The 13,061-nt window shown below is 64.5% G+C and carries 13 protein-coding genes and 2 pseudogenes; 7 read left to right on the top strand and 8 right to left on the bottom strand.

Features of this window, described 5'->3' with window-relative positions; translation table 11 throughout:
- From fliI to ACFP9U_RS18625, 3 genes and pseudogenes are all read right to left on the bottom strand, one after another.
- Nucleotides 1-415: pseudogene (gene fliI, locus ACFP9U_RS18615) on the bottom strand (flagellum-specific ATP synthase FliI); the annotation flags it as partial.
- The gene (gene flgF / locus ACFP9U_RS18620) at nucleotides 415-1,134 is read right to left on the bottom strand and encodes a flagellar basal-body rod protein FlgF (RefSeq protein WP_378623755.1); all 720 of its coding nucleotides are present in this window, start codon (nucleotides 1,132-1,134) and stop codon (nucleotides 415-417) included. The pseudogene fliI and the gene flgF, both read right to left, overlap by 1 nt.
- Before the next feature lie 3 nt (nucleotides 1,135-1,137).
- Nucleotides 1,138-1,911: a DUF1217 domain-containing protein gene (locus tag ACFP9U_RS18625; RefSeq protein WP_378623756.1), complete on the bottom strand. Its 774-nt coding sequence runs from the start codon at nucleotides 1,909-1,911 to the stop codon at nucleotides 1,138-1,140.
- 147 nt (nucleotides 1,912-2,058) lie between these two features.
- Between ACFP9U_RS18625 and motA the strand changes: the two genes are divergently transcribed.
- Genes motA through ACFP9U_RS18655 form a run of 6 tightly spaced genes read left to right on the top strand, consistent with a single transcriptional unit; the run spans nucleotide 2,059 to nucleotide 6,873 of the window.
- Nucleotides 2,059-2,934, top strand: coding sequence for a flagellar motor stator protein MotA (gene motA / locus ACFP9U_RS18630; protein WP_378623759.1), 876 nt, complete (start codon nucleotides 2,059-2,061; stop codon nucleotides 2,932-2,934).
- The gene (locus tag ACFP9U_RS18635) at nucleotides 2,931-3,881 is read left to right on the top strand and encodes a FliM/FliN family flagellar motor switch protein (protein WP_378623761.1); all 951 of its coding nucleotides are present in this window, start codon (nucleotides 2,931-2,933) and stop codon (nucleotides 3,879-3,881) included. Before motA ends, ACFP9U_RS18635 begins: the two co-directional genes overlap by 4 nt.
- A 13-nt stretch (nucleotides 3,882-3,894) precedes the next feature.
- Nucleotides 3,895-4,257: a flagellar motor switch protein FliN gene (gene fliN, locus ACFP9U_RS18640; protein WP_378623762.1), complete on the top strand. Its 363-nt coding sequence runs from the start codon at nucleotides 3,895-3,897 to the stop codon at nucleotides 4,255-4,257.
- 43 nt (nucleotides 4,258-4,300) lie between these two features.
- Complete coding sequence (locus ACFP9U_RS18645; RefSeq protein ID WP_378623764.1) at nucleotides 4,301-5,305, top strand: flagellar motor switch protein FliG; 1,005 nt, start codon at nucleotides 4,301-4,303, stop codon at nucleotides 5,303-5,305.
- A gap of 45 nt (nucleotides 5,306-5,350) precedes the next feature.
- On the top strand, nucleotides 5,351-6,433 hold the full coding sequence (flhB, locus tag ACFP9U_RS18650) for a flagellar biosynthesis protein FlhB (protein WP_378623766.1): 1,083 nt from the start codon (nucleotides 5,351-5,353) through the stop codon (nucleotides 6,431-6,433).
- A complete protein-coding gene (locus ACFP9U_RS18655) occupies nucleotides 6,433-6,873 on the top strand; it encodes a hypothetical protein (protein ID WP_378623767.1) in 441 nt (146 codons plus the stop codon). The genes flhB and ACFP9U_RS18655 overlap by 1 nt, the downstream gene beginning before the upstream one ends.
- 12 nt (nucleotides 6,874-6,885) lie before the next feature.
- Here the strand turns inward: ACFP9U_RS18655 and ACFP9U_RS18660 are convergent, their stop codons facing one another.
- From ACFP9U_RS18660 to ACFP9U_RS18680, 5 genes are all read right to left on the bottom strand, one after another.
- Complete coding sequence (locus ACFP9U_RS18660) at nucleotides 6,886-7,887, bottom strand: ABC transporter ATP-binding protein (RefSeq protein WP_378623769.1); 1,002 nt, start codon at nucleotides 7,885-7,887, stop codon at nucleotides 6,886-6,888.
- 283 nt (nucleotides 7,888-8,170) lie between these two features.
- Nucleotides 8,171-9,238, bottom strand: a complete 1,068-nt coding sequence (locus ACFP9U_RS18665) for a Gfo/Idh/MocA family protein (protein ID WP_378623770.1) — start codon at nucleotides 9,236-9,238, stop codon at nucleotides 8,171-8,173.
- Nucleotides 9,235-10,074: a carbohydrate ABC transporter permease gene (locus ACFP9U_RS18670; protein WP_378623772.1), complete on the bottom strand. Its 840-nt coding sequence runs from the start codon at nucleotides 10,072-10,074 to the stop codon at nucleotides 9,235-9,237. The genes ACFP9U_RS18665 and ACFP9U_RS18670 overlap by 4 nt, the downstream gene beginning before the upstream one ends.
- 181 nt (nucleotides 10,075-10,255) lie before the next feature.
- Nucleotides 10,256-11,176, bottom strand: a complete 921-nt coding sequence (locus ACFP9U_RS18675; protein ID WP_378623773.1) for a carbohydrate ABC transporter permease — start codon at nucleotides 11,174-11,176, stop codon at nucleotides 10,256-10,258.
- Between the two features lie 67 nt (nucleotides 11,177-11,243).
- Nucleotides 11,244-12,506: an ABC transporter substrate-binding protein gene (locus ACFP9U_RS18680; protein ID WP_378623775.1), complete on the bottom strand. Its 1,263-nt coding sequence runs from the start codon at nucleotides 12,504-12,506 to the stop codon at nucleotides 11,244-11,246.
- 338 nt (nucleotides 12,507-12,844) lie between these two features.
- Between ACFP9U_RS18680 and ACFP9U_RS18685 the strand changes: the two are divergent.
- Nucleotides 12,845-13,061 (top strand): annotated as a pseudogene (locus ACFP9U_RS18685) (hypothetical protein); the annotation flags it as partial.

Raw genomic sequence — 13,061 nt, forward strand, 5'->3', positions numbered from 1 at the left:
GCTCGTGGCGCGTCCCGCCCGGCGGGCGGATGAGCGGCGGCCCGGAGTCGATCGCCCGGCCCAGTGCATCGATGACCCGTCCGCGCCAACTTTCATGCGGCACGACGTCGAATGGGCCGGTAGTGAAGACCGGCTGGCCGAGCGCGGCTTCGGCGTCCGCTTCGTAAGGGGCGACCAGAACCTCCTCGGCCGAGATGCGGACGACCTCTCCGCGGCATTCCGCCCCTTGGGCGCGGTAGGAGACGATGTCGCCCAGCCTTGCCGCCCGGGACAGGCCGCGGACGCGGTAGTGCATGGGTGTGATCTCGCAGATGCGGCCGCCGTGCCGGACGATATGGCGCGGGTCGCGGAAGCGCAGATAGGCGCATTCGAGCGCCGTCAGCGGGCCATCGGCGTTCGGCAGGGGCGCGTCCATCAGGATCCCAGGGTCTTGATGGCGTCCTTCATGGCCGTATCACCGTCACGCGCCAGCGCGGTGACCTGTTCGAAGGTGCGCTGCACCTCGATGAGGCGCATCATCTCCTTGACGGGGTTCACGTTGGAGCCCTCCAGAAAGCCCTGGGCGACACCGACGTCCGGCCGGTCGACCACCGGCTGGGGCTGCTGGTCGGGGAGAAAGCCGGAGTTGCCGTAGCGGACCGCGCCCGGACCGGGCGTGAAGGCGAAGAGGCCGATGGCGCCGAGCAGTTGTCCGTTTTGGCGCAGCGTGCCGTCGGCGCCGGTCTCGGGCGGTCCGGCTTGCGGATCGAGAAGCAGGGGCGCGCCGCCGGCGTCGAGCACCGGATGCCCTTCGAGCGTGACCAGTTCGCCCGTATCCAGCATGGTGAAGCGGCCGTCGCGCGTCATCATCGGCCCGGCGGGGGTCTCGACCGCGAACCAGGCATCGCCCTGGACGGCGAAGTCGAACGGGCTGCCCGTCTCCTGGAGCGCGCCGGCGCGTGTGTCGTAGAAGTCGTCGCCGGTGGAAACGAAGCTGACCGACTTGTCCGTGAGGCCGTTCATGACGTCGTCGAAGGTGACGCCGCCGGCGCGGAAGCCCGTGGTGCCGCTGTTGGCAACATTGTCGGCGATGGTCGCCAGGCGCTTTTCCAGCGCCATTTGCGAGGAGAGGGAGACGTAAAGTCCGGTCTGCACTGTCTATTTCCTCATCTGGGCAATGGCGAGAAGCGTGTCGGTCGAAATGCCGAACGAGACCGGCTCGCTGAAGAGGGCGGCGATCGAGCTTTGCGGGCTGTAGCTGGGATTCTCGACCTCCCACATGGTGGCGAAGCGTTTCAGGAAATCGGCCAGCTTGTCGGGATCCTTGAAATCCTCGATGTCCAGACGGTCCTTGAACATCTCGACCTGCTTGTCGATGTCGGCCTGGGCGAGAGTTTCCGGAAAGCCCAGTGCCGTGCGCACCACCTGCGCAAGGGCCGGGTCCGCCAGAACCTCGTAGAACGAATCCAGCCCGTCGGCCTTGCGCTCGAAGTAGAGCGCAAGGCGCACCCCCTCGTTTCGTTGGCCGGCATCCTCCTCCAGCGTCTGGCGCAGATACTTGTTCACCGTTCCGGTGGTGGGGGAATAAAAGGTGGTCGTTTCCTCGCCGTAGCGGGCGAAGTTGAAAGTCTCGACGAATTCCTTGTAGCGCTTGTCGGTCAGATTGTTGGCGAAGCTGTCCTGGTCGTCGACACCTTCCTTGAGCGCCTTGACCATGAATGCCTTGGCATAGGCCATGTCCTCCAGCCCGTGCGCCTTCATGGCATAGCGGAAGAGGCGATCGTCGGCGACGAACTCCTCTATGGTCTTCACCTTCTCGATGTTCTCGCGATAATATTCCGTCTCGCGGCCGACCATCGGCTGCGCCTCGACGCGGCTGATGGACTGCGCCATGTCGCGCGCAATGAGTTGATAGCTCGTATAGGTGTTCATCTCGCCGCCCCCGCGCGTTTTCCGGGCAAGCCTAGGGCCCCTGGCTTGTGCGAAGCTTTCTTCTCGCGCGCGCCCTGTGCTTCAAGCCTCACGCAAGCCACGGCCTCTAATGCGGAAGAAACCGTTTCTTACGCGAAGGCTGTTGGCGTGGGCATACTCATCGGACTGGTCGTAACCTTTGGCTGTGTGATCGGCGGCTTCATGGCGATGGGGGGGCATATCGACGTGCTCATCCAGCCATGGGAGGTGGTCATCATCGGCGGCGCGGCGCTGGGTACCTTCCTCGTCGCCAACCCGTTGGCAACGGTCAAGGACACAGGCAAGGCATGCCTCGAGGCTTTCAAACACGCGGTGCCGAAGCAGAAGGAGTATCTCGAGACGCTCGGCCTTCTGCACAATCTCATGCGCGAGTTGCGCACCAAGTCGCGTAGCGAGGTTGAGAACCACATCGACAATCCCGAGGAATCGCCGATTTTCCAGACCCATCCGAGCGTCCTGAAGGACCGCGCGCTCACCCACTTCATCTGCGATTACTGCCGCATCATCATCATAGGCAATGCCCGGCCCTTCGAGATCGAAGCGCTGATGGACGAGGAGATCCAGACGATCCGGCGTGACAAGCTGAAGCCGTATCACGCGCTGCAGGCGGTGGCCGACGGCCTGCCGGCGCTCGGGATCGTCGCGGCGGTGCTGGGCGTGATCAAGGCCATGGGCGCGCTCGACCAGTCGCCGGAAATCCTCGGCGCGCTCGTCGGGGCGGCGCTGGTCGGCACCTTCCTCGGCATCTTCCTTTCCTATGCGATCGTCGGCCCGATCGCCACGAAGATCAAGATCGTGCGTGACAAGCGCAACCGGCTCTATGTGGTCGTCAAGCAGACCCTGCTCGCCTACATGAACGGATCGCTTCCGCAGGTCGCGGTGGAGTTCGGGCGCAAGACCATCTCCGCCTATGACCGGCCCTCGATCGACGCGGTCGAGGAAAACACGCTCAACGCCGGCGCGGCGGAGAAGAAGGCGGCATGACGGAGATGGCGGCGGAAGCGCACAATCCCGAAATGATGCGCAAGCTCATCGTCGAGCGCCTCGTCGGCGCCACGAGCGACCCGCGCCACGTGAGCGAGGCCGCGCGTGCGCTGGCCACGCGGGTGCTGCCGCTGGTTTCGGAGACGCTGGCGGATGTCTTGCCCACGCTCCTGACGGTGGATCTTGCCGACATCGACATCGTGCGGCTCGCCGATCTCAAGCCGGAACCGGAATCGTTCGATGCGCTCGCGGTCGTGCCGGCGCCGACCTCGCGCGACGCGCTGACGTTGCGCCTCGATCCGCAGGCGCTTTCACTGCTCGTCAGCACCTTCTTCGGCGGTGATCCGGACATTGCGGTACCGCCGCTCACCCGGGTTCCCTCGAGAATCGAGCTCGACGTTGCGACGATGGTGTTCGACGTTTTCGCGCAAGCCATCAACGGGACGGGGCCGCGGGCAATGGGATTGCGGCTGCCCGTCGGGCGGCCGCTCGCGGGCCCGCGCGACTTCAAGCGCTTCATCGTCCGCGACGGGCCGGGCGTCTGCGTGACCTTTACGATCGGCGCGGGCGAGGAAGGCGGAAGGCTGACCGCCTGGATGCCCCAGCGCGTGCTGATGGAATCGCGCGGCCCCATCAACACGCGTGCACCGGACCGGCGCTCGGCCGCGGAATGGCGCCAACGTTTCGGCGGCGAGGTGCTGCGCTCGAAGGTGGAACTGACGGCGACGGTCCCGCTCACCAAAGTGCCGCTCGGCGCGCTCGCCGAATTGCGGGAGGGGCAGGTGCTCGAACTGGGCGCGAACGCCCAGGGCGAGACACGGCTGACCGTGCGCGGCCGCCCCGTCTTCATATGCGAGTTCGGCAAGCTCGGGCAAAACTACACCGTGCGGGTGAAGCAACCATTCGACGCCAGGCAGGACGTGTTGAACGGGCTTCTGGCCGGCTGACAGGAGAGGCGGAATGAGCAAGACGAAAGCGGCGCCCGAAAACGGCGAGGAAGAAGGCCTCGACAAGGCCATCGAGGAACTGCGCGACGCGCTGCACGACGAGGAGCAGGGGCACCCCGCGGGCGGCCATGCCGACTTCGTCATGGGCATTCCGGTGGAGGTGCAGATCGTGCTCGGCAGCACCGAGATGCCCGTTTCCGAGCTGATGGCGCTGGAGAAGGGCTCCACCGTTTCGCTCGAGCGGCGGATCGGCGAGCCCGTGGACATCGTCGTGAACGGACGCCGCATTGCGCGCGGGGAAATCACGCTTCTGGAGCAGGACACCAGCCGCTTCGGCGTGCGCTTGACGGAAATCGGCGGCACGACGGCACGATGAGCATCCGCGCTTTCCACCTTTTCCCGCAATTCGTCGCGAGCGCGTGGGGGCGGCGGTGAAGCTGACGCAGGCACAGAAGGCCGCCACCATCCTGGTGGCGATGGGCAAGCCGTCGGCCGGGCGGCTGTTGAAGTTCTTCAAGCAGGAAGAGCTGAAGTCGCTCATCGAGGCCGCACGGCTCCTGCGCACCATTCCCCAGGCCGAACTGGAGAAGGTGGTGGAGGAGTTCGAGAACGAGTTCACGGAAGGCGCCGGCCTGCTCGATTCCGCCGACAGCATGGACACCATTCTCTCAGAATCCCTGTCGCCGGAGGAGGTGAACGTCCTCCTCGGCCGCAAGGACCCGCCGCCGCTCGGGGCCGAGGAGGTGTGGGCCGAGATCGAGAAGCTCGAGCCGGGGCGGCTCGCCAGGCTTCTGGCGCAGGAGCATCCGCAGACGGTGGCGGTCATCCTCGCCCGCATGGCCCCGCAGGCGGGATCGAAGGTGGTGCGCGAACTGGACCGGTCCCAACGCGGCGAGGTGATCCGGCGCGTCGCCTCCATGGGCCAGGTCCCGCAGGCCGCCAAGGCGGTCATCGAAAAGCGGATTGCCGAAATCCTGCGCGCGGAGGCGAGCGGCAAGGATGCTTCGGCGGGCCAGGCCCGGGTCGCGCGGCTTCTCAACGAGCTCGACCGTGAGGACATCACCGAGGTGATGGACGATCTTGAGAAGGCGGGTTCGGAGGATGTCGAGGGCATCCGCGCCAGGCTGTTCACCTTCGAGGAGGTCGTCCATCTGTCGCAGAAGGCACGTGTCGCCCTCTTCGACGGGCTGCCGGCCGAACTGGTCACGGCGTCCTTGCGCGGCGCGCCCCAGGAACTGGCCGAAGCCGTGCTTTCGGCGCTCGGCGCCCGTTCCCGCCGCATGATCGAATCCGAACTGCAGATGGAGGACGACGGCGTCTCAGCGGAGGCGATCGGCGAGGCCCGCCGCCGCATCGCCGCGACCGCGGTGGAGCTTGCCCAAAAGGGCGCGATCGAACTGCCTTCGGCGCAGAACGCCGCCTGATGAAGCGCCAGCCGAAAGGAAGCGCTCCGCCCGTGACGAGGTCTGATGGCTGAGGGGCCGGACAAGGAAAGCAAGACCGAGGAGGCCACCGAGAAAAAGGTCCGCGACTCGGTCGAAAAGGGGCAGTTGCCCTTCTCGAGGGAGGCGCCCGTCTTCGCCTCGTTCCTGGCCATCCTCGTTTTCGTGCTCTTCTTTGCCGAAAACAACGCCGTGCGTCTTGGGGGCTTTCTGTCGATCTTCATCGAGCGGGCCGACGACTGGTCGCTGGCGACGCAGACGGACGCGATCGCCATTTACCGCATCGTCTTTGTCGAGATCGCCAAGGTCGCCGGCGTGCTCATGCTTCTCCTGGTCTCGGCGGGCCTTGCCGCCTCCCTGCTTCAGAACACGCCGCGCTTCGTGCTCGAACGCATTCGGCCGAAGGCATCGCGGGTCTCGCTCGCCAGCGGCTGGTCACGGCTGTTCGGGGCGCGGGGCATGGTGGAGTTCGCCAAGTCGCTCGGCAAGCTCCTGGTGGTCGGCGGCTTCGTCGTCTTTACGTTGCGCGCCGCCGACACGCGCCTTCTTTCCGGGATGATCACCCATCCGATGGTCTTCACCACCGTCATCCGGGATGTCGTCGTCGACATCTTGTTGGCGGTCACGCTCGTGATGACAGTGATCGCCGTGGCCGATTTCGCGTGGTCGCGGTTCAGCTGGCGCCGCGACCTGCGCATGACGCGCCAGGAGGTGAAGGACGAGCAGAAGCAGACGGAAGGCGATCCCATCGTCAAGGCGCGGCAGCGCTCCCTGGCGCGCGACCGTGCGCGCCAGCGGATGATGGCGGCTGTGCCGCAGGCGACGCTGGTCATCGCCAACCCGACCCACTTTGCCATCGCCATGCGCTACCGGCGCGACCAGGATGCCGCCCCCCTCGTCGTCGCCAAGGGCCAGGACCTGATCGCGCTCAAGATTCGCGAGATTGCGCGCGAGAACGGGGTGCCAGTGTTCGAGGAGCCGGCGCTCGCCCGCTCCATGTACAAACAAGTTTCGGTGGATAGCATGATACCGCCTGAATTCTACAAGGCGGTCGCCGAACTGGTCCGCCGGGTCTACAGGCTGGGTGAGAAGCAGGGAGGGGACAGGTGATGAATCGGCAACCGCATTCGGCAGCGCGCGAAGTCATCGTCGCAAACGCCATCCAGGATGTCGCCAACGAACTGCGGCTCATCGAGCTGGCCGACTACGTGGCGTTCATCCGTCTGGAAAGCATGGCAAGCATTGCCGACATCGTCGAGTCGGCGGCCGAACTCTATTTCATGCCCGGCACGCTGCGCCTCGGCCACGGGTGCGAGGCCCATGTGGGCTGGACCGGCACGCCGAGAATCGCGCTCGATCTCGAACTGTGGCCAAAGGGGGCCAAGGTCTATTTCACCTTGTCGCTCAATCCGCTCGACGCGGGCGTGGAGGTGAACTACGTCGCGTTCGACAACCCGTCGGACGACCCGGAGGCAAACACGGCCTTCCTCGGGGAGGCACTGGAGGACGCGCGCATCCGCAGGACGCTGCCCAGCTGCCTCACCCGGTAGGAGCTACCGCCTTCAGGCGATCGCCCGGCCCTCGGCGTCGAAGCGGTGGATGCTTTCCCGCTGAGGTGTGGCGAACAGGACGTCGTCGGGCGCGAAGCGGTGCTCGCCGAACAGGCGGACCGTGACGAAGCCGGCCTTCTCCGTATCGAGATAAAGAATCGTGTCGGCGCCCAGATGCTCGGCGTGGAGCACGGTGCCCTTCCAATCCCCCGAACCGGGATCCACGGAGATGTGCTCGGGACGGATGCCGAGGGTCTGCGCGCCGCTTTCGCCGAGCTTCTCCGCCTCGACGAAGTTCATCTTGGGCGAGCCGATGAAACCGGCGACGAAGAGGTTGGCCGGCTTGTTGTAGAGCTCCATCGGCGTGCCGATCTGTTCGATGCGGCCGGCATTGAGGATGACGATGCGATCGGCGAGCGTCATCGCCTCCACCTGATCGTGGGTGACATAGATCATGGTGGCTTCGAGCTCGCGGTGCAGCTTGGCGAGCTCCAGCCGGGTATTGACCCTCAAGGCGGCGTCGAGGTTCGACAGCGGTTCGTCGAACAGGAAGAGCTTGGGGTTGCGCACGATGGCACGACCGATGGCGACGCGCTGGCGCTGTCCGCCGGACAGCTCGGCCGGGCGGCGGTCGAGATATTCCTCGAGGCCCAGCATCGAGGAGGCCATGGCGACGCGCTTTCCGATCTCATCGCGCGGACGGCCTGCTTGCTTCAGCCCCAATCCCATATTGTCGCGCACGTTCAGATGCGGATAGAGCGCGTAGCTCTGGAAGACCATGGCGATGCCGCGCTTGGCCGGCGGCACGGCATCGACCGAGGCGCCGTCGATCAGGACCTGTCCGGACGTCGCGTCCTCCAGCCCGGCGATGACACGCAGCAATGTGGACTTGCCGCAGCCCGAAGGACCGACGAAGATGACGAACTCGCCGTCCGCCACTTCGAGATCGATGCCTTTCAGCACTTCCGTGGCGCCGAAGGACTTGTAGATGTTTTCCAGTTTCAGTGAGCCCACGGTGATCCTCTTTTGATGGCGTTCGTGCTTCGCCAGATCCGAGATGCAGAGATCCCTTCACGCCCCCTTCTGGTCTGCCGACCGCATTGTTCCGCGCGCGTCATCCCGGAAGCCGGAGCGCAAGCGGAGGCTGTCCGGGATCCATTCCGGAACATTGAAGAGACTCGGAATGGATCCCGGCTCGCGGTCGTAAACTCCCTTGGCCGGGATGACGCGGAAAGGGATGTGCCATCGGGCCGGAGGCGTGTGCGAAGGAGCATGCGATCCTGTCGGTTTTCCATCATCACAGTTTTACCGCGCGCCCGGTGCGCACACTTTCGTCGGCGGCCAGGCACACCTTCAGCGACTGCACCGCGTCCTCCATGTGACGGGAGAGATCGAGGTCTTCACGGACGGCCTTGAGCAGGAAGTCCTGCTCGCGCTCGCAGAGCTCCTGGTGGCCGGGCTCTCCCTCCATCTCGAGGACCTCGTCGGGCCTTGAGAAGCGGCCCTCGGCGTTGCGCTCGGCGTGGTGGATGCGGATGGTGGCGGTCCTGGTGTGGGTGTCGATGTCATCCGACTTCGCACTTTCGTCCATGACGATCGACACGCTGCCCTTCGGCGACATGATGTCTTTGACGAAGAACGCCGTTTCCGAGATCATCGGCCCCCAGCCCGCCTCGTACCAGCCGACCGAGCCGTCCTCGAACAGGACCTGCAGGTGCCCGTAATTGTACATGTCCGGGCCGATCTCGTCGGAAAGCCTGAGCCCCATGCCGCGCACCTCCACCGGCTTCGCGTCGGTGATCTGGCACATCACGTCGACATAGTGCACGCCGCAATCGACGATCGGCGAGGTGGCTTCCATGAGCTGGCGGTGGGTCTGCCAGGTGGCGCCGCTCGACTGCTGGTTCAGGTTCATGCGGAAGGCGTAGGGGCCGCCCAATGCCCGCGCTTCGGCGATCAGCCTCTGCCACGAGGGATGATGGCGCAGGATGTAGCCCACCACCAGCTTGCGGCCGTTCGCCTTCGCCGCGGCGACGACCCGCTCGGCGTCATTCACGGTGGTCGCCAGCGGCTTTTCGACAAAGACGTGGCAGCCGGCTTCCAGCGCCATCACCGCGTAGTCAGCGTGGCTATCGGAATAGGTGTTGATGGAGGCGACATCCGGCTTCTCGCGTTTCAGCGCTTCCTCGAACGCGCGTTCCACCGCGTATTCCGCAAGCTCGCCCTCCAGTTCCACGGACGAGCGGTTGACGAGCGCGGCGATTTCGAAACCGGGATTGCGGTGATAGGCGAGCGCGTGGCTGCGGCCCATATTGCCGAGACCGGCGACGACGACGCGCAGCGGCTTTGGCTGCTGTTCGCTCATTTGACGGCTCCTGCTGTGATCCCGCGGATGAGCTGGCGGGAGAAGATCAGGTAAAGGATGAGAACGGGGAGGATCGCCAGCGATAGTGCGGCCAGCACCGCATTCCAGTTGGTGACGAACTGGCCGATGAAAACCTGGGCGCCGAGCGTGATGGTCTTGGTCGCTTCGGACGGCGCCAGGATCAGGGGGAACCAGAGATCGTTCCAGATCGGGATCATGGTGAAGACGGCGACTGTCGCCATGGCCGGGCGAACCAGCGGCAGGACGAGGCGGAAGAAGATGCGGTATTCCGAAAGCCCGTCGATGCGGCCGGCGTTCTTCAGGTCGTTGGAGACCTGCCGCATGAATTCCGACAGAATGAAAATGGCGAGCGGCAATCCTTGGGCGGTGTAGACGAGGATAAGCGAGACGAGCGTGTTCACCAGACCCGAGGCGACCATCAGCTCCAGGATGGCCACCGTGCCGAGGCGGATCGGAATCATGATGCCGAGCGCCAGATAGAGCGCCATCAGCGGATTGCCGCGGAAGCGGTATTCGGCGAGCGCAAAGGCGGCCATGGCGCCGAAGATCAGCACGCCTGCGAGCGAGCCGACGGTCACGATGACGCTGTTCTGGAAATAAAGGAGAAAGTCGCCCTGGGCGAGCACGGTGTCGTAGCCGATCAGGCTGAAGGTTTCGGCATTGGGGAGCGAGAGCGGCGAGCGGAAGATCGCCCGACGGTCCTTGAACGAATTGATGACGATGACGAAGACGGGGAAGAGCGCGATCACCGTGTAGGCGATCAGGACCGCATGCGCGGCCACGCTGCGCCAGGGGGCGGTGCGGGCGCGGCTCATGGGGCTATCCTCCCGTCGAATCGACGCATGGACACCCTCGCTTTGGCGGCGCCATCCCGGCCAAGGGAGCTTTGCTCCGGCTTCCGGGTTGACGTGTTCAATGAGGAGACACCTGAACCTCTCAAGATGAAGGGACGCTGCTCAATTCGATGTGTCGCTGTAAACGCCTGCATCCTCCACCTCAGAACTGATAACGCCGCAGGCGCGTCTGGATGACGAAGAGATAGAGGCACACGCCGACCAGGATGATGAAGAACATCATGGAGGCGATGGTGGCGCCCATGTTCGGGTCCCCGGTTTGTAGCTGGAAGCCGAAGAAGGTCCGGTAGAGAAAGGTGCCGAGAATATCGGTGGAGAAGTTCGGCCCGGCGAGCGCGCCCTGCGTCGCGTAGATCAGGTCGAAGGCGTTGAAGTTGCCGACGAAGGTGAGCACCGAGATGATGCCGATCGACGGCAGGATGAGCGGCAGCTTGATCTTCCAGAACTGCGCCATGCCGGTGATGCCGTCGCATTCGGCCGCTTCCAGGATCTCGTCGGGAATGGCGAGCAGGGCGGCGTAGATGAGCATCATGGGAATGCCGACGAATTGCCAGACCGAGATGAGGCCGAGCGTCGTGAGCGCATATTCCTCCTTGCCGAGCCACGGCTCGAACAAGCCGCGCAATCCGACAAGATCGAGGAGGCTAGGCGCCACCCCCCAGATCGGGCTCAGGATCAGCTTCCAGACAAAGCCGACGATGACGAAGGACAGGATCGTCGGCACGAAGATCGCCGTGCGGTAGAAGCCGCGCAGGCGCAGGTGAGGGCTCGACAAGAGGGCGGCCAGCAGGACGCCGACCGGGTTCTGCACCGCCATGTGGATGATGAAGAACCATGTGTTGTTCCACAACGCATTCCAGAAGCTCGCCGACCAGCGCGGATCGCCGAGCAGCGTGCGGAAATTGTCGAGACCGACGAAAACCTGCCCGTCCGGCCCGGTGCGGAAGAGGGAGAGCTGCAGCGTGCCGAAAAGCGGCAGGATCATCACCGCCGTGTAGACGATGACGGCAGGTGCCAGGAAAACGGCAATGTGCCAGCGGATCGGCTTCTTCGCGGCAGCCATTCTTTTCCCCGTCGTGCAATGGCAAGGCGGAACCGCTTTGACCAGCGGTTCCGCGACTGGGCCGCTGTTATTGCTGCTGCGGCTCGTACCAGCTCTCGAGCCCTTCGAGCAGGCGCTGTGCCGCTTCCTCGGGCGTCTCGGTACCATTGATCACATTGGCGGCGGCGACCCAGGTCTCGTTTTCGAGGTTGGGCGTTCCGCGCGAGAGGATCTGATAGGTCGAGCGGATCGTCGGCTCGCAGTCCTCGCGCCAGGAGACGAATTCCCGCGCCAGCGGATCTTCCATTTCCACCGGCGTGGAGGACAAGCTGAAGAAGCCGGGAAGCGCGTTGGCGTAGATCCTGGCGAACTCGTCCGAGGCGACCCAGGAGAGGAAGGTCTTCGCCGCTTCGGCATTGGAGCTCGCCGCGTTGAGGCCGATGCCGATATCGGTATGGTCGGAGATGTAGCAGGTGTCTCCTGAAGCCTTCACCGGCGGCGGGAAGGCGCCCATCTCGAAATCGGCCTGCTCGTTGAAGACGGAGATTTCCCAGGAGCCGGCGGGATAGATCGCCGCGCGGCCGAGGGTGAAGAGGTTCTGGCTGTCGGGATAGGACTGCGCCTCGAAGCCGTCGCCCAGATAGTCGCGCCAGCGCGCCAGGGTCTCGAACGGCTCGACCCATTGCGGATCGGTCAGTTTCTGCTCGCCCTTGATCAGCGCCAGCCGGCCTTCCTCGCCCTTCCAGTAGTTCGGGCCGATGTTCTGGTAGCCCATGGTGGCGGCTTCCCACAGGTCCTTCGTTCCCATTGCCATGGGGATGTAAGTGCCGTCTTCCTTGATCTCGTCGAGAAGGGCGAAGAACTCCTCCTCCGTCTCGGGCGGTTCCAGGCCCAGTTCGGCGAAGGCGTCCTTGTTGTAGATGAAGCCGTGGATCACGGAGGCCATCGGCACGCAGAAGGTGGTGGAGCCGTCGTCGGTCTGCCAGGCCGCTTTGGCGACGTCGGAGAAGTTCTCCATGCCGGGAAGATCGGTGAGATCGGCAAGCTGCCCCTTGTTGTAAAGCTCCAGAGAGGCGTCGAAGGGGCGGCAGGTAATCAGGTCGCCGGCCGACCCCGCGTCCAGCTTCGCGTTCAGCGCGGCGTTGTACTCGGTGGGTGCCGAGGGGGAGAAGTTGAGCTTGATGCCGGGATTGGCTTCCTCGAAGGCCGGGATGAGCTGCTCCTGCCAGATGGCCAGGTCGTCGTTGCGCCAGCTTTCGATCGTCAGCGTGACGTCCTGAGCGGCGGCGATCGCCGTCGTGCCGAGCATGGCCGTCGCCGTCAGCATTGCAGTCGTGGATGTGCGTATCATGTCTTTCTCCCTGTCGGCGCCTTGCGCCATCGATGTTCCCGTTATCCTGTCCCCGGTGACGGCGATCATAGCCTTTTCGTCATTGCCTCAACAACGGTGATCGCCGCCGCTGGCCCGACCGCGACGGGCCGGGTATAAAGACACCCTGTCTGATGCCAGAAGCGATCCACATCACCGCCCGTCCAATTATAATGCCAATCGATGCCACTCGGGCCAATTATGTTAATAAGATTTCGCATCGGATTTCCAGTGCGAAAAAGATTGATGAAAATCTGTATGTTAACTTCAATGGGTCGGATGCGCAGCTGTTTTGAGTCTCATATTGGTATGATACTGGGATGCATGTTGCAAGGGAAGACAAGGTGATCCTGCTGGCGGTCGATGGCGGCGGAACGGGCTGCCGCGCGCTGGTCGCCGATGCGCAGGGCCGGGTGCTGGGGCGCGGTGAGAGCGGTGCGGCCAATATCATGACCGATCCGGAGGGAGCACTCCGTCACGTGCTGGAGGCCGCCGGGCGGGCAGCAGATGCGGCGGGGTTGCCGCGGGGGTCGCTGG

Source organism: Nitratireductor sp. GCM10026969 (genome assembly GCF_042660605.1).
GTDB lineage: Bacteria > Pseudomonadota > Alphaproteobacteria > Rhizobiales > Rhizobiaceae > Chelativorans.

Excerpts from the sequence above, each read along its gene's own strand:
- ACFP9U_RS18625 (WP_378623756.1), bottom strand. The coding sequence starts at position 1,911 with ATGAACACCTATACGAGCTATCAACTCATTGCGCGCGACATGGCGCAG.
- ACFP9U_RS18635 (WP_378623761.1), top strand. The coding sequence starts at position 2,931 with ATGACGGAGATGGCGGCGGAAGCGCACAATCCCGAAATGATGCGCAAG.
- fliN (WP_378623762.1), top strand. The coding sequence starts at position 3,895 with ATGAGCAAGACGAAAGCGGCGCCCGAAAACGGCGAGGAAGAAGGCCTC.
- flhB (WP_378623766.1), top strand. The coding sequence starts at position 5,351 with ATGGCTGAGGGGCCGGACAAGGAAAGCAAGACCGAGGAGGCCACCGAG.
- ACFP9U_RS18655 (WP_378623767.1), top strand. The coding sequence starts at position 6,433 with ATGAATCGGCAACCGCATTCGGCAGCGCGCGAAGTCATCGTCGCAAAC.
- ACFP9U_RS18665 (WP_378623770.1), bottom strand. The coding sequence starts at position 9,238 with ATGAGCGAACAGCAGCCAAAGCCGCTGCGCGTCGTCGTCGCCGGTCTC.
- ACFP9U_RS18670 (WP_378623772.1), bottom strand. The coding sequence starts at position 10,074 with ATGAGCCGCGCCCGCACCGCCCCCTGGCGCAGCGTGGCCGCGCATGCG.
- ACFP9U_RS18675 (WP_378623773.1), bottom strand. The coding sequence starts at position 11,176 with ATGGCTGCCGCGAAGAAGCCGATCCGCTGGCACATTGCCGTTTTCCTG.
- ACFP9U_RS18680 (WP_378623775.1), bottom strand. The coding sequence starts at position 12,506 with ATGATACGCACATCCACGACTGCAATGCTGACGGCGACGGCCATGCTC.